The following is an 18,211-nucleotide window of genomic DNA, read 5'->3' on the forward strand; positions in this document are numbered from 1 at the left end:
AACCAGCGGGACAGCCTACTTCTGTGAAAAGCGAAGGTTATCGATCATAAACGAATCTCCGCTCTCCGGCGCATCCTCCCACAGATACAGCTGAATGGAGGCGATTCCCGAAGCGTCGAGCCCCGTCGCTTCCGCTCCCCAGAAGCCCTCTTGCTCCCCCCATACAGGGTCGGAGGCCTTGAACTGGGCTATCGAAATCGTGCGGGATTCCTTGGCCCCAATGGCAAAATAATACGTACGAAGCGCGCCCTTCTTATCCGTTACATTCGCGCGAAGCTGGATCGGCAGCGCATTGGGATTGGTCACATCGGCGACCACGAGCGGCTTGCTCCCCAGCTGCCATGGGGCTGCCGGCTTAATGTCCACTCCGGAGTAATCCGCGTCTAGCGTACCTACGCTAACCTTCATCGCCCGTTTGCCATCCGTTGCGCCAGCGGCTCCATACTGAACAACAGCTGTTTTGTAGGCTGTAACGATGGACAAATCCTCGTTCGACTCAAAGGACATCAGCCACTCCTTGCCTGGCTGGCCGCCTCCTGTACCCGTGCCCTTGCCAAGAAACCGGATGTCATATGCTCTCGCATGCACATCCTTTGCAGCGCTAACCATTTCCTCGTAAGGCACATCGGCTACATCCACAAAACCTAGGTTGTAATTTTCCCCGTCCCATGCGCGTCCAAGCAGCGGCTGATCCACATATTGGAACCAATGCGCACCGACAAAATAAGGATTGTTCAGTACAGTCTCCATATAATGAACATACTTCTCGCCGCGATTCTCTTGATCCACAGCCGACGTATCCGCGTTTGGTCCCGTTCCGAACATGCCTCTGTCATCCGAAGCGAAAGCAAATTCACCGATAATCGCCGGCATATCGAGCTCCTCAAGATGCATCCAGTTTTCGCCTTCCACATCCTCTTTATACACATTGAAGCTGATGACGTCCACATACTTCGCCGCTGCCTTCTGCACCTCTTCGCTTGTGCCCCACTCCGCAAATCTCGAGCCCAGATAAAGGGTATCGGGAAGCTTCGCGCTCACCGCTTTATCCACAATGCGGAAGTACTCATCCGCCAGAAGACTCAGCATGGTCGAATAGTCAGGCAGCATGCCCTCGGACAGCTCTGCCGGCTGATAAGGCTTGCCAAGAGCGTCAAAGGAGGCGAAGCTGGTGCCCCATTGGCTGTTCAGACTTTCAATTTTGTTTTGATAAACAGACTTCAGGTGGGCAATCATTGTGCGTTTGGCATAGCTGCTCTTGGCTGAGCTGTCCATGGCCATAATGTTGCTGATCAGCGCGTACTTGCTTCCCGTATTGGCGGGATTGCCCCAAGCGATCTCGTTGTCGATGTACACCCCAATCATATACTTGTCATCTTCAACGCCATACGCCAATATTTGTTCGTCCAGCATGTCGTCCACGCTTGTCTTGAACGCCGGATCGAATGGATCTGCTACCGGCGCCCAGCCGCCTCCGCTTGGAATGGTGGCATGCTGTCCCCAATGCGTCCAGCCATTGGCAACATAAGCGATACCATGCTCATCGCCCTTCCCGAAGAATAATGCCGGGTCCGACCAGTTACCGAGCGAGCTGAAGCCCCAGCTCTTGAAGCGATCCACAGAGATGTCCTTCCATGCCTTCACGTAGTCCTGTCCGTATTTGCGCTCCAGATTGGCCTGGTAATGGTTGAACAGCCAGCCCTCTGTTTGCCCCAGTGGAGGAGCCCCTACTATGGATGTATAAGTGTAATGCTCGCCCAGCTCTCCATCCTTGGAGGGGAGCTCCGTGAACATATTTTCCCGGCCTGAGATCCAGGTATTCATATCATCCAGTCGAACGATATCAAGACCATTGGAGAAGAACAAGTAGCCCTCGGGATCCACCAGCGTCCACTTGCCTTCATGCTTCGCCACACGGAAGTGCCCGGTAGCTTCAAGCTTCGGTCCGTTCAGCCAACCGCCATATTTGCTTGTTTCCAACGGCTTGGCGCTGGCGAGCGCAGCAGCCTCTTCCTTCTTGTCAGCAAGGAAATCCCCATCGGTATGTACCTTGCCCTCCCAGTCCAAGCCCCTGTATTGGCCATAGCCATCCACCAGGTCGTCCATGTAGCTGAGATCCGTATTGGGATCGCCGATTACGGCAATGTTATCGAATAGGAGAGTGGATTCCTGCTTCGTATACATTTGCCACAGCTGGAATTCCACGATATGGCTGCTGTCCAGCCCCTTCTCTCCCCAGCCGTAGCCAAGCTGGCTGCCGGCAGGATTGGGCGGCAGAAACCGCATCCCGAGATCCAGCGCTTCCGAGCCCATGCTGAGAAAATATTTTTGTGTACTGTTTGCTTTCGCAACGGCAGCGCTTACAGTGGAATGCGCCACGCCGTCCGCGCTTTTGTCATCATCCATACGCAGATAGAAGGTAATGTCCTTGTCCGTCGGATTCGTGACCTCGAAGGACAATGCTTTGCCGCTGCCGAATTGCCAAGGCGTAGTCGCCGTGAATTTGACAGTCGGGAAGTCCGCAGCGGCGTACACGACCTTTAGCGCCTTGGAGTCCGTTGCCTCGTTGTGGACAACCTCAATCGTGGAATCTCCTGTCGTTACAAAGTCTGGAATTGCACCATTCTCGAAATCAAGAGAAGGGAATCCATATCGATGCGAGATGACACGGTCAAGCGCTGTCACCAGCTCTGCGAACGTAATTTTCGCTTGAGGGCGCAGCTTGCTCCCGTTGCCTACGAACACTCCAGCACCATATACGGTCTTAAGCGCCGCCTTCCCTTCAGCGCTCATACCGGCAATATCCCGGAAAATCCGGTCCAGCTCAACGCTTCCTGCAGCATCATCGCTTATGAATGCAGAAGCGACAATGACAGCTTCCTCTCGAGTAACTCCTTTATTGGCCTGATCAATAGACTTACCTTGGGACGCTTGAACAGCCCAAGCCGCTGCTCCCGCATTCGACTGTCTCGAAGCATCCATGGCTTCCCAGCCGATGGAGCTCCCAATCAGCTTCGCCGCATCCTCGCGAGAGAGCGCGCGATTCGGATTTTTTACCTCTTCTGATGCCGCCTCAACATATCCCGCCTGCACCCAAGCCTGTATTGTGCCATCCGCCCAGTGCTTGGAGGACATGCCATACGCCTGCGATGAGAACGCTCCCATCATGAGGAGGAAGACCAGAATCATCAAACTGTGTCGCTTCATTCCTTGTTAACCCCTTTCCGATTCATCTGCCCCTTCATTCTATCGAACTATGCTGGGCCAATCGCATAAATATCTTAAGCATTTGCATGGCAATCCTATAAAAATCGTAAGCGTTCTCCCAGCCTGTACAAGAAAGAGCAGCGAGGGCTTAACCTTTCAGCCCCGCTGCTCCTATATGGCTTCTTAACCTCTATTAGGCATAATTCAAGTAAACAGTACGCTTTTGGAGATAGCCCTCAATACCGTATTCGCCATCCTCGCCGCCGATGCCGCTCAGCTTATGGCCGCTGTGATGGCCCTGCATGCAGCCTGACATGCCTTGGTTCAGGAATACCGTTCCCACCTCCAGCACCTGGATTGCCTGCATCAGCTTGCGATAATCATTGGTGTACAGATAAGCCGATAAGCCAAGCTCGCTGGCATTAATGATGCTCACCGCTTCCTCGAAGCTTCCGATCCGAACAATCGGCAGGACCGGTCCAAAGATCTCTTCTCGTGCTGCAGCCATATCAGGCGTAACATTCGTGAGTACCGTCGGCTCGTACCAGTAGCCCTTCTGGAACCCGTCTCCTGTTGGACGTTTGCCGCCGGCAGCCAGAGTAGCGCCTTGTCGGACCGTCTCCTGCACGATAGCATCAATCTTCTCCAGATCCCGCCCGTTCGCCTTCGGCCCCATCGTCACCGACTCGTCGAAGGGATCGCCTAGCTTAATGGACTTCACTCGCTCCAGCAGCTTCTCCGTAAATGCATCGGCAATGCTCTCATGCACAAGCACCATCTCATTGCAGATGCACACCTGCCCGCAGTTCGCGAAGCGCGCGCCAACAGCCGCTTCTACCGCTTGATCCACATCAGCGTCCTCCAGCACAACAAACGGCGCTTTGCCGCCCAGCTCCAGAGATAACGCCGTAATGTTGTCCGACGCCGCCTTGTAGATCGCCTGTCCCGCTCTAACGCTGCCCGTAACAGTGACCAGCTTCGTAATGGGACTGCTGACCAGCGCCCCTCCGACCTCCACGCCTGTGCCCGTAACGAGATTGGCCACTCCAGGCGGGAAGCCAACCTCATCAATGAGACGGAACAGCTCGGCAGACGCAATCGGCGTGAGCTCATGCGGCTTAATGATCATCGTGTTCCCTGTCACCAGCGCCGGGCCCAGCTTGCGGCCAATGAGCGCGAGGGGATAGTTCCAGGCGCACAGCCCTACAGTGACGCCGTACGGCACCTTCTGAATCATAAGCATCTCGCCCTGACGGTTAGCCGGCAGCACATCGCCCTTCAAGCGGGTAGCCGATTCCGCCGCGTACATGAAATAAGCCATCGTATCGTCGACTTCGCCAAGCGCCTCGCGATAGGTCTTGCCTTGCTCAAGCACAAGCAGCCGGGCGAAATGCTCCCGCTCCTCTTGGATGCGGTCCACCAGCTTGACCAAATACCGTGCCCGCTCAACAGCGGGCAGAAGCTTCCACGAGCGCTGAGCTTTCTCCGAGGAGTGCAGCGCTTTCTGCACATCCTCCGGATCCGCATCGCTTACATGTCCAATCACTTCTTCATTGGCAGGATTCAGCACCTCAGTCAAGCGCCCGGAAGCCGAATCCATCCATTGTCCGTCTATATAAAGTCGATAATAGGTCGTATTCCCTTTTGTCCCCGTCATCATAACCTTCACCTCTTAATTGTAGGATTTCATCATTTTAAACTCTTCCCTCTTTTAAGCAGTACGAATATATTAATGAGGCTCTATAAATATATTAGCTTTTTTAAGCTTCATTATTCCGCTCAATACAGCCTGAATATACCCTTATTATGTGATCACGATCGATGTCTCGCGTTTGGTGGATGAGATACCTGAGAGGGTCGATAGCCAGGGAAACTCATCCGATAAATGAGGACTTGGCACCAGGTAAGTCGGGTCCTGCTCCAATTGATTCGGCCAAGCGATCGTAGAGATTTATCACTCTAGAATGCGCATAATGATTGTGCATGGTGCTTTTGTAGTTATTGTATAGTTTCTACCGATTGCCACTTGTGGCCTCACGTAATCCTGCATTTTCGGAGCATTATGGTACATGGGATTCTGGCATATTAAACGAGTCAAAAAACGGTTCGAAAAATTATGTTTTTTATGAGAAAACCGTACAGATCATCTGTAAAATGACCGAAGGGCTGCAGGGCTGTGATACGTTTACAGGCCACTTCACAAAACCTCGTTTAATAAATTCCGGTTTTCTCCCCCTGAAAATATGGCCTGCCATACATCACTTGAAGTTCGGCGTCGAATACTTTCCGATATACAACCTGCAAGCGACTGGAGGATGCGTCAATGACCATGCCGTTACCGGCATAAATGCCGACATGCGTTATATCCATAAATCGCCCATTTTGCTCGTAGCTCCAGAAAATTAGGTCGCCAGCCATTAGTTCATCAGCAGTTAGTGTCAGTCCGATTTCTACGATAAAACGCGCCTGCTCTGCCGCCGTTCTTGGCAAACCGACTTCCAATTGCTGATACACCCACTGAACGAGATAGCTGCAATCTGTAAAGTTGCCCTGTCCTGCCTTTAGCTGACTGTAAGGATCACCCAGCCGAGTCAACGCCATATCAACAGCCTGGCTTCCAAGCACCCCCGCTGGTAAGTCTGTTCGGACCGCCTCAAGCTCCCCGGATGACAAGCCTACATGCTCGTCCTTGCCAAGTAGCGCAAGCATCATGGGACGAAATTCGGCTGACAACAATTCGTTTATCATATCGGTCTGCTCAGAATTAAAATCATAGAAAGCCGCTTGCTGCTCTGCCGTTCGGGCTGTAATCGATAGACGCAAGACACGTTCATATTGTGTCACCTGTTGTTCCTCTGTACTTCCATCCTCCTGCTCAATGACTACCATTTCCGTAAGCTCCAGCGTCTCCACATGCGAATCGAGCTGATTCATATCCCAATAAACCGTTTGCAACAGTTCTACCCGCTTGCGATCCATCGTTGCCACGTCGATGCCCACCGTGGACATGGACGTTTTGACCGAAAAAACGGCCAATACCTCCGGCCAGTTGTCGATACGGCTGTTGTCCGCGCTGCCAACGTAATGCATTTCTACGCGATCTACATTTCCAGCCGCCTGACGTTCCTGCACCAATCGAGTCTTAAATTGTTCATCCAACTCCTCTACAATCAACGATAGCTTCTGTGTACCGGGTTCTGTATTTTCATCTGCCACGAATATGGCAAACGGGGAGGAGAGAAGCGCCGCGATGATCATAATGATGCATAGCAGGATAATAACGCTACTGCTGACTCCCATTAGAGCAGCCATTCCCTTCACCAATAGTGCTATGGCTCGAACGAGTATTTTCATCAAACGAAGATTCATGTGAGCGACTGCTCGTGCCGCATGAATCGAATGCCGAGCCTGGGTTACAGTCTGTAGCATTCGCTTCTGCTGAACATCATGCTTTGCTTCCTTACGAGCATGACCTGGCTCGTCTGCGGGAACATGTCCACCGGCTGCGCCCACTCCAGCCGGTAGCCTCCGGCGAGCAGCACCTTGGCGTCCTTGGCGAGCGTGGCCGGATTGCAGCTCACATAGACGAGCCGCGTCGGCCGCGCGGCCAGCACGGCGTCCAGCAGCTCGCGGCCGCAGCCGGTGCGCGGAGGATCGACGACGACGACGTCCGGGCGCACGCCTTGGCGCACCCACTCCGGCAGCAGCTCCTCCGCCCGGCCTTCATAAAAGCGGGCGTTGTCGATGCCGCTCGTCCGCGCGTTGTCGCGCGCGTCCAGCACCGCCTCCGGCAGCAGCTCGATGCCGCGAACCTCTCTCGCTCCGGCCGCGAGCCAGAGGCCGATCGTGCCGGTGCCGCAGTATGCGTCGACGACGAGCTCGCTGCCGCTGAGCGCGGCGGCTTCCTGGACGGCTCCGTACAGCTTGACCGTCTGCTGCGGATTGAGCTGGAAAAATGCGCGCGGAGAAAGCGAGAACCGCAGCTCGCCAAGCGTTTCCTCCAGCTTGTCCTCTCCCCACAGATGGATCGTCTTCTCTCCGAATACGAGCGGACTGCCGCCTTTGTGGATGTTGTGCGAGATCGAGCCGACCTGCGGCAGCTCGCGCCTCGCCGCCTGCACGAAGCGTCGGCTGTCCGGGAAGCGGTCGCCGGCGGTGACGAGCGTCAGCTGCAGCTTGCCTGTGCGGCGGCTGACGCGCACGGCAATCGTCTTGACGATGCCTTGGCGCTTCTTCTCCTCGTAAACGGGGATGTCCAGCTCTTCGAGAATCCGCTTCGTCTTCTCGACCGCTTCGTTCAGGCGCGGATCGTGGACGGCGCAGCCGCTGATGTCGACGAGCTGCCTCGTGCCGAGCGAGTACAGCCCGGCGACGAGCCCGCTCTCGCCGCGTCCGGCCTGCAGCTGCGCCTTGTTGCGGTACGCCCAGGGATCGTCCATGCCGAGGATCGGACGGAGCGGCAAGCGGTCGATGCCGGCATAACGCTGGAACGACTCCCGCACGAGCTCCTCCTTGGCCCGCAGCTGCGCTTCATAGGTCATATGCTGCAGCTGGCAGCCGCCGCAGCTGTCGTAGACCGCGCATGGCGGAACCTGCCTGTCGGGCGACTTCTTCTCGATCTCGACGAGATCGGCCTGCAAATAGCCCGGCTCGACCTTCGCCACCTTCGCTTTGACGACCTCGCCCGGCAGCGCGCCCTCGATGAAGACGGCTTTGCGCTTGTAGTATCCGACGCCTTCGCCGTTGATGCCGATCCGCTTGACGGTGACGACGATGCCGTCTCCGGCGCGCACGTCCTCGGCCGTGGCCGGGTGCGCGGGGCGCGGCGCCGAAGGCCGGCCCCCTTTGCTCCATTCCGGTTTGCGGCTTGGCCCGCCTTCTCGGTTCGGCTTGCCGGCGCTGCGCCGGCCGGTTTCATTTCTCATGCTGATTCCCTCGCTCCTGCCTTCTTTCTCCTTCCCGCATTATAGCATACATCCGCCGGACCGACGCTCCCGCCCCGCGCGGCATCCTGCCGACGGCCGAATAGAAAAAATTGGAGGCGTCCATACTATACCCGAAATTCAGGAAGAAAGCGGGTGTGATCGTGAAGGGTAGAGTGATGAACGTCTTCCAGGTTTTTCTCGTCCTCATGCTGTCCGACGGCCTGGCTTGCCACGTCATCATCAATCCGATGCTGCTGGATGCATCCGGTCGCGATGCCTGGATCACCGCGATCGCCGCGGGCGTGTTCTTCGTGCCCTGGAGCCTGATGATCGTCTACATCATGAAAAAAAGCGGCCAGCAGCATTGGCGGGAATGGCTGGGCGAGCATATGCATCCGGTCTTCTCCTGGATTCTCGTCGTTCCGGTGCTGCTGGTAATGTTCCTGCAGGCGATGGAGTGCGTCATGCAGACCGTCAGCTGGCATATCACGAACTATTTGCCCGCCAGCAATCCGCTGCAGCTCGGGATGCTGCTCATCTTCATCTGCGTCATGCTCTGCTGGTGGGGCTTTCGCGTCGTAGCCGTCGCCTCGGGCATCCTGCTGCCGATTGTCGTCGGACTCGGCCTCCTCGTCGCCTCCGGCAACAGCGAGATCAAGGACATGTCGCTGCTGCTCCCCATTCTGGAGCATGGCTGGAATCCCGTCTTTCGGGGCATGACCTACGCCGGCGCCGCTTATTCGGAGCTCATGTACATCCTGCTGCTCCAGCACCGGATCCGCGGACGAATGAAGGCGTGGCATATGCTGATCTACTCCTGCGTCATCGTCGTCATCATGGTCGGCCCGATCATCGGCGCGATCACCGAGTTCGGTCCCGAGGAAGCGGCCAACCAGCTCACCTCCCCTTACGAGCAGTGGAGGCTGCTGCGCATCGGCCAGTATATCGAGCATCTGGACTTCTTTTCCATTTTCCAATGGCTGTCCGGCGCGTCGATTCGCATCGCGCTGCCGGTGCTCGTGCTCTCAGAGACGTTCGCCAGCAGAAACGAGAAGGCCCGCCGCATCTTCATCCTGGCTGTGTTTCTATTTTACGGCGCCGCCACGTTCGTTCCATTGGACGAGTATGATATGTACCTGTTCATGTACACCTATTTCATGCCGGGAGTCACGCTCGTGCTGCTGCCGGCATCGCTAGTCTGGTTCATCGTCGCCCTGTGCATCAAGCCGGACCGAAGGAGGGATTCCGATGGAGGACAACCGCAAGACGGATCAGACGGACAACCGGAAGAAGAAGGAAGCGGACAAGGACGAGAGCAAGCCAAAGGAGCAGTCGGCGCCGGAACGGAAGAGCGGACCTCCGGGCACGAAGCAACCGAATCCGGACGAGCGTCCGGACAGCCGCAAGCCTCAAGGGCAAAAGCGGCGCGAGGAAGCGGAAGCGCAGGAGGCGCCGGCTAAAGGCTGGACGAAAGAGGAGCTGAAGCGCGTTTTCGAGCATTCGGCCGACGTGATCGTCAAGAGCTCTTTTTTTGGACGGGACAACGCCAAGGAAGTCGTGCTCGTCTTTTCGGTCGGCCTCTGCGACACGATGATGATCAACCGGCATGTCCTGCCATCGCTGAGCGCGCATTATGACCGCGACGAATCGCTGACCCGTCCGCTGCTCCGGCTGTCGGACGCTCTCACGATCGAAGGCTTCGTCAAGACGCCGATACGGACCGAGCTCGAGGAGGCCGTCTATTCCGGAGCGCTGCTGCTTCTGTTCGTCCGGGAAGGCTTGCTGGCGTCCGTCGATCTGTGCAACGCGCCGAGAAGGACGCCGGACGAATCCAGCACCGAGATCTCGATCAAAGGTCCGCGCGATTGCTTCATCGAGGATCTGGACACGAACGTCGCGCTGATCCGCAAGCGGATCCGCTCCAGCTCGCTGCATGTGGAGGGCTTCACGATCGGCAGGCGGACCCGCACGCGCATATCGCTGCTGTACATCCACAATATCGCGGATCCAAAACCGCTCGAGGAGGTGCGCAAGCGGCTCCGGGAAATCGACATCGACGGCCTGTACTCGATCAATCAGCTGGAGGATCTGCTGCTGCACAATCGGTTCAAGATCCTGCCGCTGATCGACTTCACCGGCCGGCCCGACTTTGTCGTCACGAGCCTGCTCAACGGGCGCTTCACGATTATCGTCGACGGCAATCCGATGGTGCTGATCGCCCCGGCGACGCTGTCGTTCATCCTGAAGTCGCCGGAAGACGTGCACTTCAACTTCTCTTATGTATCGTTCTCCAGAATCATCCGGATTTTGAGCATGTTCCTTTCGATCTTCCTGCCCGGAATCTGGATCGCGCTCATGGCGTTCCATCAGGATCAGATTCCTTTCCGCCTGATGGCCACGATCTCGGTCGCTCGGCTCGGGCTGCCGCTGTCCGCGCAGATGGAGATGCTGCTGCTCCTGCTGCTGCTCGAAATCTTCAAGGAAGCGGGCGTCCGGCTCCCGAGCGCGATCGGGCAGACGCTCACCTCGATCGGCGGCCTCATCATCGGCGACGCCGCCATCCGGGCCGGCCTCGTGTCGCCGTCGGTCGTCGTCGTCGGGGCGATTACGGCCGTAGCGGGCGTGACGCTGGTCAACCAGGTGCTCAGCACGGTCGTGAGCATCTTCCGGATGTTCTTCTTTTTCCTCGCTTCCTTTTTCGGCATGTACGGGGTCATCCTCGGCATCGTGCTCATGGTCGCCTACATGGCGAGGCTGCAGTCGTTCGGCGTGAGCTATCTCGCTCCGCTGTCGCCGCTGCTGCCGAAGGATGCCCTCATGTCGTACCTGCGGCTCCCGTTCGCCTATATTACCAAGCGGCCGGACAGCATCGCCAAGGCTGGCCAGGACGATGACCATCAAGGAGGCGACATGACGTGAGGAAGCTCCTTCTCGGTATTTTGGCAGCGCTGCTGCTGTCCGTGCAGGGCTGCGGCAACTCGAAGGACATCCAGTCGATGGCGTATGCAACCGCGCTCGGGCTGGACTATAAAAACGGCAAGTATATCGCGTACGTCCAGGTGCTGAACTTCAGCAACATCGCGCGCAGCGAAACGGTCACGCTCGGCAAAGAAGTGCCGATCTGGATCGGGCGCGGCGACGGAGAGACGATCTCGGGAGCGATCGCCGAGACGAACGCCACCTCCCAGTCGCGGCTGTTCTGGGGCCATGTGAAGGCGGTCATCGTGACGGAAAATTTCATGAAGCGCGGGCTGTCCGGGCTCACCTCCTCGCTGCTGAGGGACAGGCAAGCCCGATATACCGTGCTGTTCTACGGAACGAAGGAAAAAATGGAGGACATTTTGACGCAGAAGTCGATCTTCAACCTTTCGCCGCTGGATACGATGATGTTCACCGCCGTGCAGATGAATACGCAGAAGGCGTACATCCTGCCCGTGAACGCGAACAAAGCGTTCGCGTATCTGAACGAGCCCGGCGGCGCCGGCATGCTGCCTGAGATCGGCATCTATCGCCACACCTGGCACGAGGACTACAAGAAGAAGCCGATGTTCATCATCAAAGGGGCGTTTTTCTTCGAAGGCTACAAGTACAAGAACCATATGGCGATGGAGCCGCTCAAGGGCATACGCTGGCGGGACGAGAAGCTGGACCTCACTCCGCTCAAGCTGCTTAAAAATGGCCGGCCATCCGCCGTGCTCATGCTCGGCCATCCCCGGTTCTCGATCAAGATCCGAGTCGAGCAAGGCAAGCCGCGCTACGACGTCAAGATCAAGACGACCGGCTATATTTCGGAGCAGGTCCAAAAGGCTACGATCCAAGAGCTGCAGAACGAAGCGGCACTAGCGATCCGCAAGGAAGTGCAGAATACGTTCGCGATCGCCACGGCGGAAAAGACGGACTGCTTTCGGCTGCAGCTCGAGCTGTACCGCAAGCATCCGGAGCTATTCCGGCAGCTGATGCGTCAAGGTCCGTTTTTCCTGGAAAGCGACTCCCTCGCCTCGGTCGAGGCGGACGTGTACATCCGGACGACCGGCAAGTTCAAGGGCAGCGTATATTCGGACAAGCAAGACGGCGATGAAGACGGGTCCTGAGGGGCCCCTTTTTTGCCGTTTTTGGTTTATAATCGACGAATCAGGTTTACATAATTATTCGTACAATTTAATGGGGCGAAAAACGACCCGACGCAGCCTTGCTGCGCCAGGCACTTGCTAGCCGCGATGGGCCTGCTCTTCCTCCTCGACCGGCTTGAACCGCTGCTTGGCGAAAAAGTAGCCGAACAGCAGCGCGATCAGCGTGTAGATGATCGCGGTCACCGTGAACGCTCGCGCATAACCATGGTACGCTCCGTATCTCGCGACGAGGCCGGTGCTGATCGGCGCGGCGATGAACCAGCCGAGATTGAACATCGCCTCCCCCGAGCTCGCCGCCAATCCTCGCAGCGACCGATGCACGTACCTCATCTTGATCGTGCTGTAGAACGGATTCGCCGCGTTCATGAGCGCCTGCCGGAACAGATAGCCGAAGCTCGCAAGCCAGAATTGATGCGTGTAGGCGGTCAGCACGAGGAACGGAATCGAGCTGAGCTGCAGCCATACGACCGCCTTCACCTCCCCCATCCTCCGGGCGATCGCCGGACCGAGCAGGAACGCGATCGCCGTCGCTCCCTGGCCGAGCGCCACGACGAGGCCGATGCTCGAGTGCGAAGCGTGGAACCTATCCTCGAAATAGACATTCAAATAGGGCACGACCATGCCGCCCGCCATCGCGGACAGCAGGCTGAGCAGCGTAAAGGCCGCGATCGCCGCATACGACGAGCGATGCAGCCGGAAGCGCTCGCGGAAGCTTGGCTTCGGCGAGCTCGCGGCGGCGGCAGCCGCCCGGCCGCGCCGGCCGGGGCGCCGAACTTCAGGATCGGGACGAGCCCGGCCGCCGCGATCGCGACGCCGACCAGCAGCGTCGCCCGCAGGCTGGCGAGCTCGCTCCAGCCTCCGATCGCTCGCAGCGCGTCGCTGATCAGCCCGCCTCCGAGATTGCCGGCGACATTCGCCGCCATGACGAGCGCCATGTTGAAGCTGAACAAGTGGACGCGCTCCCGCGGCGAGGAGTTGTCGGCCATGAACGGCAGGATCGTGGCCGATACGATCGCTTGCGCCATGCCGGCCGCGAAGGCAAGCGCGGTCAGCTGGCCGCTGCCGGCCGCGAAGGCGCGGGCCGCGAGCACCGCGATGACGGCCGCCGCTCCGATGCCGATCATCCGCTTCGCGCCGAACCGGTCGTTGGCGAGGCCGGCGGGGATGAGGATGAGCGCGGCGGCCAGAGCCGTCGCCCCGACGATGTCTCCCACCATCGTCGGCGCATGTCCGAGAGCTTTGACATAGAGATTGTAGATGAGGCTGTACATGCCGAGACCGATGTTCCACAATAGGTTGAAGACGAAAAACAGCCGGATGTTGCGGCTGTAGCCGCCCAGCTGCTCGCGCCACTCTTGGATGAAGGTAGACATGTCCTCCATCGTACCGCAAAAGGCGGTTTCCTACAACGGGAACAGCGGGAGGAATCGGCCGCTCAGCGGATGTCCGCGCCCAGGCATCCGCGAAAATGCTGAAGCGCCCATTCGTGGCCGACCGCGTTGAAGCTGGCGACCGCCCGCTCGTGGATGACGAGCCGGTAGCCGAGATTGTAGGCGTCGACGGCCGTGTGCAGGATGCAGATGTCCGTGCAGTCGCCGACGAGATGCAGCTCCCGCACGCCTCTCTCCCGCAGTCGCAGGTCCAGGTCCGTGCCGGCGAACGCCGAGTAGCGGGTCTTGTCCCGGTACAGCACGTTCGGCAGCCCGCGGATCTCCTCGTACAGCTCGCCCAGCTTGCCGTACAGCTCCCTTCCCTTCGTCCCCCGCAGATTATGCGGCGGGAACAGCTTCGTTTCCGGATGCCAGGCATCCCCCGGTTCATGCACGTCGACGGCGAAAACGACCCACTCCCCGGCCTCGGCGAACTCCCGCGTCAGCCGCACGACCTCGTCCTCGATCGCCCGGCCCGGCTCGCCGCAGGTCAAAGCTCCGTCCTCCGCGATGAAATCGTTCGTGTAGTCGATGTTGATGAGCGCTCTTGCCATCGTCCATCCCTCCGCTTGTCGTTTTCCCCATCCTACCGAATCGCGGCTGCCGCTGCAAATCGGCCGAGGGATTGACGGAAGCGGCTTCGCCCGCTAGCATACGAAAGTGGAAGGAGCGTGTCCCCATGCCAACCGCTTTTGTGCTCGGAGCGGCATTTTTGTTTCTCGGCGTCGCGATCGGAGCGTTCGGCGCGCATGCGCTGAAGGCCCGCCTGGCCGGCGATGCCGGCAAGAACTATCAGACCGGCGTGCTCTACCATCTGCTGCACGGCGTCGGCATCGTCGCTGTCGGCGCATCGCCTGAGGCGGCCTCCTCGTCGCTGGTGCATGCCGCGGTGTGGCTGTTCGCCGCCGGCATCGTGCTGTTTTCCGGCAGCCTGTACGCGCTCAGCCTGAGCGGAGTGAAGAAGCTCGGCGCGATCACGCCGCTCGGCGGCCTGGCCTTTCTCGCCGGCTGGGCGCTCGTGGCGATCGCCTACATCGGATAGCGGAGCGAGTCCGATCGCAAGAAAAAGGGCTGTCCCCGGCCGACATTCGTCGGCCGGCAGGGACAGCCCTTTTTCTTTTCATCCGCAGGATGCGTCTCGGATCCGGCGGAAGCTGGCGCTACAGGCGGTCGAGCTGGCGAGACTTCAGCTTCGGCTCGCAGGCTTTGCAGACGCCGATGACCTGTCCGTTCTCATCGGAGTAAAAGGCGAGCCGCGCGGACGGCTGCCGGCAGAGCGAGCAGGGCTGTCCCTTGCCGCGGGCGGCGGCGGGATTGGGTTTGCTCTTGCGCCTGCGCGCTGCATCCAGCGCGATGACGTTGGAGTGGCGGCGCGAGCTGGCTTGGCGGCGGTTCAGCCAAACGACGAGCGCGCAGACGGCCGCGGCAGCTGCGATGATCAGCACCGGCACGAGCATGAGCCTCTCTCCTTCCTTGCAGCATAGCTTGTCATCCTTATTCTGCCTCTTTTTCCCCGTTTTGCGCAAGTGCCCGCAGATGGCGGCCGATGGATCCGCTCGCGCCGGTCAGCGCGATGACGGGACGAGCGCCGGCGGAGCCGGATTTTTCAGAGGTTGTCATGGCATGCAAGGCTCCTTCCGGACCGACGGCTTCAATAGCTTCTTGCCCGCTCCGTTCTCCGGCCAGCCGTGCCGGAGCCCAGCCTTGCGAACCGCGGGAAGGATATGCGATGATAAGGCCAGCAAGAACATTTTCCAAAAAGAGGAGTGACCTCCCATGCGCAAGGAGATGGAGCGGTTCAAGCAGCAGCTGAGCGAGCAAGGCAAGCTTCAGGGGCGCGAGGCGGTCCTGATCGCCTTCGACCATCTGCTCGACCTGCTGGATGAGCATGAGGAAAAGCACCGCCTGGAAATCGGCGCCCGCAGCACGAACGGCGAGAAGTCCAAAGGAGAGGTCGAGTCGGCGATCCGGGCCGAGACGGAATTTTTCCGCAATGCCGTCCATACGGTCATCGATCGCACGGTAGCCGATCTGGTCCATCGCGGCGACAAGGAATGGAAAAAGTTCTACGACCGCATCGAATAGGCTCCGCTCCGACGCCTTGCGCCCCTCGCTCCGAGGGGCGTTTTTTTACGCCTCCGCCCGCGCGGCGCATCCGCCCTTCCGCTTCGACGGCCCACCCCTCTTGTCCACTGGATGAATAGTCTATTCTATCTTGTTCCGCAAAGGAGTGATAGATAGATGGCGATTGCAAAAACCCCGATCCTCGGCCAGCCGGCCGTATCCGCGGACGCGATGGCCGCCTACGTGCGGACGGTCAATCCGTCGTTCAATGCGGAGATCGCCCGCCAGTTCCGGCTCGTCGGCAGCCGGCTCGGCATCCGCGGCGACATCGCGCTCTGCCAGTCGATCCACGAGACGAACTGGTTCCGCTTCGGCGGGGACGTAAGGCCCGAGCAGAACAACTTCGCCGGCATCGGCGCGACCGGCGGCGGCAATGCCGGCGCCAGCTTCGCGACGATCGCGGAGGGCGTGACGGCGCAGATCCAGCATCTGTACGCCTACGCCTCGACCGCGCCGCTGCCTGCCGGCGAGAGGGTCGTCGATCCGCGCTTCTCGCTCGTCGCTCGCGGCAGCGCGCCCAACTGGGAGGATCTCGCCGGAAAATGGGCCGTGCCCGGCTACGATCGGACGAAGTACGCCTCGCTGCAGGCCGCGCTCGAGGCCGGCGACACGTACGGCCAGAAAATCATGCGGCTGTACGGCACGATGACGGCGGCCGCAGCCGCGGCAGCGCCGCAAGCGCCGCTGCCGATTGTGGCGCTTGACGCCGGCCACGGCGGCACCGATCCCGGCGCCCAAGGCTTCGGCATCGTCGAGAAGGACAGCGCGCTCGACCTGACGCTGCGGGTCGCCGCGCTGCTGCGCGCCGGCTATGCCGTCGACGTGCGGCTCACGCGCAGCACGGACGTTTTCGTGCCGCTTGGAGAGCGGGCGACGATAGCCAACGGCTGGAAGGCGGATTATTTCGTCTCCCTGCATCATAATGCGGCCGGCGGCGAAGGCTTCGAGTCGTATGTCTACCCCGGCACGCGCTCCGGCCCGTCGGGCGTGCGCCAGGATGCGGTCCATGCGGCGATCATGAAGGCGCTCGCTCCGCTCGGCGTCGCGGACCGCGGCAAGAAGGAGGCGAACTTCGCCGTGCTGCGGCAGACGACGATGCCGGCGGTGCTGCTGGAGAACCTGTTCGTCGACAACGCGCTCGACGCAGGCTTGCTGAAGGACTCGGCCGTGCGCCAGAATCTGGCGGCGGCAATCGCGGAAGGAGTGGCGAAAGCGATGGCATTGACCCCGAACTATCCGGCCAGCACGCCGGACTACAAGATCCAGGCGATCGAATGGCTGTACACGCAAGGATACTTGACCGATTCGGTATGGAAGCAGCAGCCCGATACCCCTCTGCCCCTGTGGGCGGAAGCGCTCATCCTGCAGCGGATGTACGCGCAGCTTCAAGGATGACCCTCCTTTCGGAGGAGGAACCGTTCCAAGCCGCAAAAGGCAGCCCTCCCGGCCATCGCGCCGGCTCGCGGGCTGCCTTTTTCGTTGCTCCGCATTCTACTCGTCGAGACTGCCGACGTACTCGCGGATGTAGTCCATGAACCGCTTGGCCGCAGGGGACAGCAGCTTGAACGAGGCGGCGGCGATGCCGAGCGTGCGGTAGCGCCCGTCCTCAAGCTCGACCATGCTCGCCCGGTGGTCGCGACCGCGCAGGACAAGCTCGGGCAAGATGCTGATGCCGAGCCCATGCTCGACCATCGCGATGATGGCGTAGTCGTCATGCGTCTCGTATTTGATGCGCGGACGGCGGATCGACTCCTCGAGGATGCGCCGGACATCATAGTCCGAGCCTTCCTTCGGAATGATGAACACCTCGTCCTCCAGCTGGCTGAGGGACAATCGCCGCTCTCCGCAGAGCGGGTGGTCGGGCGGAAGCACGCAGAGCATCCGGTCCTTCTTGAGCGGAAGCGTGTCGAGCCCCTCCCTCGACGGCAGGGACAGGAAGCCCAGATCCATGCTGCCGCCCGCGATGCCTTCCTCGATGTCGCGATAGTCGCCCTCGATCAGCTTGAGCTCGATGCCGGGATAGTCGCGGTCGAACGCCTTGATCATCGCCGGCAGCCAGTGCACGGACACGCTCGTGAACGTGCCGAGACGGACGGTTCCGGCCTGCAGCCCTTTGATCAGGGCAATCTCCTGCTTCAGCTGCTCCTGGGCGGCCAGCAGCTCGCGCATCGGGCGGAGCAGCCGCTCGCCGCTCTCGGTCAGCCGGATGCCGGAGCGGCTGCGCGTCAGCAGCGCCAATCCGAATTCCTTTTCGAGGCTGCTGATCGCATGGCTGACGCCCGACTGCGTGAGGCCGAGCGTCTCGCCGGCGCGCGTCAGGCTGCCGAGCTCGACGACCGCGCTCAGCACCTCGTATTTGAACAAACTCATGCTCGATCTCTCCCGCCGGATTCAT

General features: G+C 59.6%; 16 protein-coding genes. 6 read left to right on the top strand and 10 right to left on the bottom strand.

What is annotated here, in order from left to right:
• Window positions 1-15: 15 nt before the first annotated feature.
• From GE073_RS13310 to rlmD, 4 genes are all read right to left on the bottom strand, one after another.
• On the bottom strand, window positions 16-3,207 hold the full coding sequence (locus GE073_RS13310; RefSeq protein WP_153783671.1) for an S-layer homology domain-containing protein: 3,192 nt from the start codon (window positions 3,205-3,207) through the stop codon (window positions 16-18).
• 193 nt (window positions 3,208-3,400) lie between these two features.
• Window positions 3,401-4,867, bottom strand: a complete 1,467-nt coding sequence (gene aldA / locus GE073_RS13315) for an aldehyde dehydrogenase (RefSeq protein WP_153783672.1) — start codon at window positions 4,865-4,867, stop codon at window positions 3,401-3,403.
• 551 nt (window positions 4,868-5,418) lie between these two features.
• Window positions 5,419-6,576, bottom strand: a complete 1,158-nt coding sequence (locus GE073_RS13320; RefSeq protein WP_228551498.1) for a C40 family peptidase — start codon at window positions 6,574-6,576, stop codon at window positions 5,419-5,421.
• 44 nt (window positions 6,577-6,620) lie between these two features.
• Window positions 6,621-8,132: a 23S rRNA (uracil(1939)-C(5))-methyltransferase RlmD gene (gene rlmD / locus GE073_RS13325; RefSeq protein ID WP_153783673.1), complete on the bottom strand. Its 1,512-nt coding sequence runs from the start codon at window positions 8,130-8,132 to the stop codon at window positions 6,621-6,623.
• Window positions 8,133-8,293: 161 nt separating this feature from the next.
• On the opposite strand from rlmD, the gene GE073_RS25455 reads away from it, so the two are divergent.
• Genes GE073_RS25455 through GE073_RS13340 form a run of 3 tightly spaced genes read left to right on the top strand, consistent with a single transcriptional unit; the run spans window position 8,294 to window position 12,223 of the window.
• On the top strand, window positions 8,294-9,592 hold the full coding sequence (locus GE073_RS25455) for a GerAB/ArcD/ProY family transporter (RefSeq protein ID WP_228551500.1): 1,299 nt from the start codon (window positions 8,294-8,296) through the stop codon (window positions 9,590-9,592).
• 19 nt (window positions 9,593-9,611) lie between these two features.
• On the top strand, window positions 9,612-11,051 hold the full coding sequence (locus GE073_RS13335; RefSeq protein WP_228551868.1) for a spore germination protein: 1,440 nt from the start codon (window positions 9,612-9,614) through the stop codon (window positions 11,049-11,051).
• A complete protein-coding gene (locus GE073_RS13340) occupies window positions 11,048-12,223 on the top strand; it encodes a Ger(x)C family spore germination protein (protein ID WP_153783675.1) in 1,176 nt (391 codons plus the stop codon). The genes GE073_RS13335 and GE073_RS13340 overlap by 4 nt, the downstream gene beginning before the upstream one ends.
• A 117-nt stretch (window positions 12,224-12,340) precedes the next feature.
• Here the strand turns inward: GE073_RS13340 and GE073_RS25460 are convergent, their stop codons facing one another.
• From GE073_RS25460 to GE073_RS13350, 3 genes are all read right to left on the bottom strand, one after another.
• Window positions 12,341-12,877, bottom strand: a complete 537-nt coding sequence (locus tag GE073_RS25460; protein ID WP_267238411.1) for an MFS transporter — start codon at window positions 12,875-12,877, stop codon at window positions 12,341-12,343.
• On the bottom strand, window positions 12,865-13,635 hold the full coding sequence (locus GE073_RS25465) for an MFS transporter (protein WP_228551502.1): 771 nt from the start codon (window positions 13,633-13,635) through the stop codon (window positions 12,865-12,867). Before GE073_RS25465 ends, GE073_RS25460 begins: the two co-directional genes overlap by 13 nt.
• Before the next feature lie 62 nt (window positions 13,636-13,697).
• A complete protein-coding gene (locus tag GE073_RS13350; RefSeq protein WP_028597248.1) occupies window positions 13,698-14,246 on the bottom strand; it encodes a cysteine hydrolase family protein in 549 nt (182 codons plus the stop codon).
• 125 nt (window positions 14,247-14,371) lie between these two features.
• Here GE073_RS13350 and GE073_RS13355 point away from each other — a divergent pair, with 125 nt between their 5' ends.
• Entirely contained in the window at window positions 14,372-14,734 is a 363-nt protein-coding gene (locus GE073_RS13355) for a DUF423 domain-containing protein (protein ID WP_028597249.1), read from the top strand.
• Window positions 14,735-14,852: 118 nt separating this feature from the next.
• Here the strand turns inward: GE073_RS13355 and GE073_RS13360 are convergent, their stop codons facing one another.
• On the bottom strand, window positions 14,853-15,149 hold the full coding sequence (locus GE073_RS13360; RefSeq protein ID WP_043110832.1) for a hypothetical protein: 297 nt from the start codon (window positions 15,147-15,149) through the stop codon (window positions 14,853-14,855).
• A 37-nt stretch (window positions 15,150-15,186) separates the two neighbouring features.
• Window positions 15,187-15,450 carry a hypothetical protein gene (locus tag GE073_RS13365; RefSeq protein ID WP_127464492.1) on the bottom strand — a complete coding sequence of 88 codons (264 nt, stop codon included), beginning with the start codon at window positions 15,448-15,450 and terminating at the stop codon, window positions 15,187-15,189.
• An 18-nt stretch (window positions 15,451-15,468) separates the two neighbouring features.
• On the opposite strand from GE073_RS13365, the gene GE073_RS13370 reads away from it, so the two are divergent.
• Both GE073_RS13370 and GE073_RS13375 read left to right on the top strand, forming a co-directional pair.
• Window positions 15,469-15,777 (top strand): hypothetical protein, encoded by a 309-nt coding sequence (locus tag GE073_RS13370; RefSeq protein ID WP_028597250.1) that lies wholly within the window; start codon window positions 15,469-15,471, stop codon window positions 15,775-15,777.
• Between the two features lie 156 nt (window positions 15,778-15,933).
• Window positions 15,934-17,211 (top strand): N-acetylmuramoyl-L-alanine amidase, encoded by a 1,278-nt coding sequence (locus GE073_RS13375; RefSeq protein ID WP_153783676.1) that lies wholly within the window; start codon window positions 15,934-15,936, stop codon window positions 17,209-17,211.
• A gap of 96 nt (window positions 17,212-17,307) precedes the next feature.
• Here GE073_RS13375 and GE073_RS13380 read toward each other — a convergent pair whose 3' ends face one another.
• Window positions 17,308-18,186, bottom strand: a complete 879-nt coding sequence (locus tag GE073_RS13380; protein ID WP_153783677.1) for a LysR family transcriptional regulator — start codon at window positions 18,184-18,186, stop codon at window positions 17,308-17,310.
• Between the last annotated feature and the right edge of the window lie 25 nt (window positions 18,187-18,211).

It is taken from the genome of Paenibacillus sp. B01, from assembly GCF_009649995.1.
GTDB lineage: Bacteria > Bacillota > Bacilli > Paenibacillales > Paenibacillaceae > Paenibacillus_O > Paenibacillus_O pasadenensis.

Excerpts from the sequence above, each read along its gene's own strand:
- GE073_RS13310 (WP_153783671.1), bottom strand. The coding sequence starts at position 3,207 with ATGAAGCGACACAGTTTGATGATTCTGGTCTTCCTCCTCATGATGGGA.
- aldA (WP_153783672.1), bottom strand. The coding sequence starts at position 4,867 with ATGATGACGGGGACAAAAGGGAATACGACCTATTATCGACTTTATATA.
- GE073_RS13320 (WP_228551498.1), bottom strand. The coding sequence starts at position 6,576 with ATGAATCTTCGTTTGATGAAAATACTCGTTCGAGCCATAGCACTATTG.
- rlmD (WP_153783673.1), bottom strand. The coding sequence starts at position 8,132 with ATGAGAAATGAAACCGGCCGGCGCAGCGCCGGCAAGCCGAACCGAGAA.
- GE073_RS25465 (WP_228551502.1), bottom strand. The coding sequence starts at position 13,635 with ATGTCTACCTTCATCCAAGAGTGGCGCGAGCAGCTGGGCGGCTACAGC.
- GE073_RS13350 (WP_028597248.1), bottom strand. The coding sequence starts at position 14,246 with ATGGCAAGAGCGCTCATCAACATCGACTACACGAACGATTTCATCGCG.
- GE073_RS13355 (WP_028597249.1), top strand. The coding sequence starts at position 14,372 with ATGCCAACCGCTTTTGTGCTCGGAGCGGCATTTTTGTTTCTCGGCGTC.
- GE073_RS13360 (WP_043110832.1), bottom strand. The coding sequence starts at position 15,149 with ATGCTCGTGCCGGTGCTGATCATCGCAGCTGCCGCGGCCGTCTGCGCG.
- GE073_RS13370 (WP_028597250.1), top strand. The coding sequence starts at position 15,469 with ATGCGCAAGGAGATGGAGCGGTTCAAGCAGCAGCTGAGCGAGCAAGGC.
- GE073_RS13375 (WP_153783676.1), top strand. The coding sequence starts at position 15,934 with ATGGCGATTGCAAAAACCCCGATCCTCGGCCAGCCGGCCGTATCCGCG.
- GE073_RS13380 (WP_153783677.1), bottom strand. The coding sequence starts at position 18,186 with ATGAGTTTGTTCAAATACGAGGTGCTGAGCGCGGTCGTCGAGCTCGGC.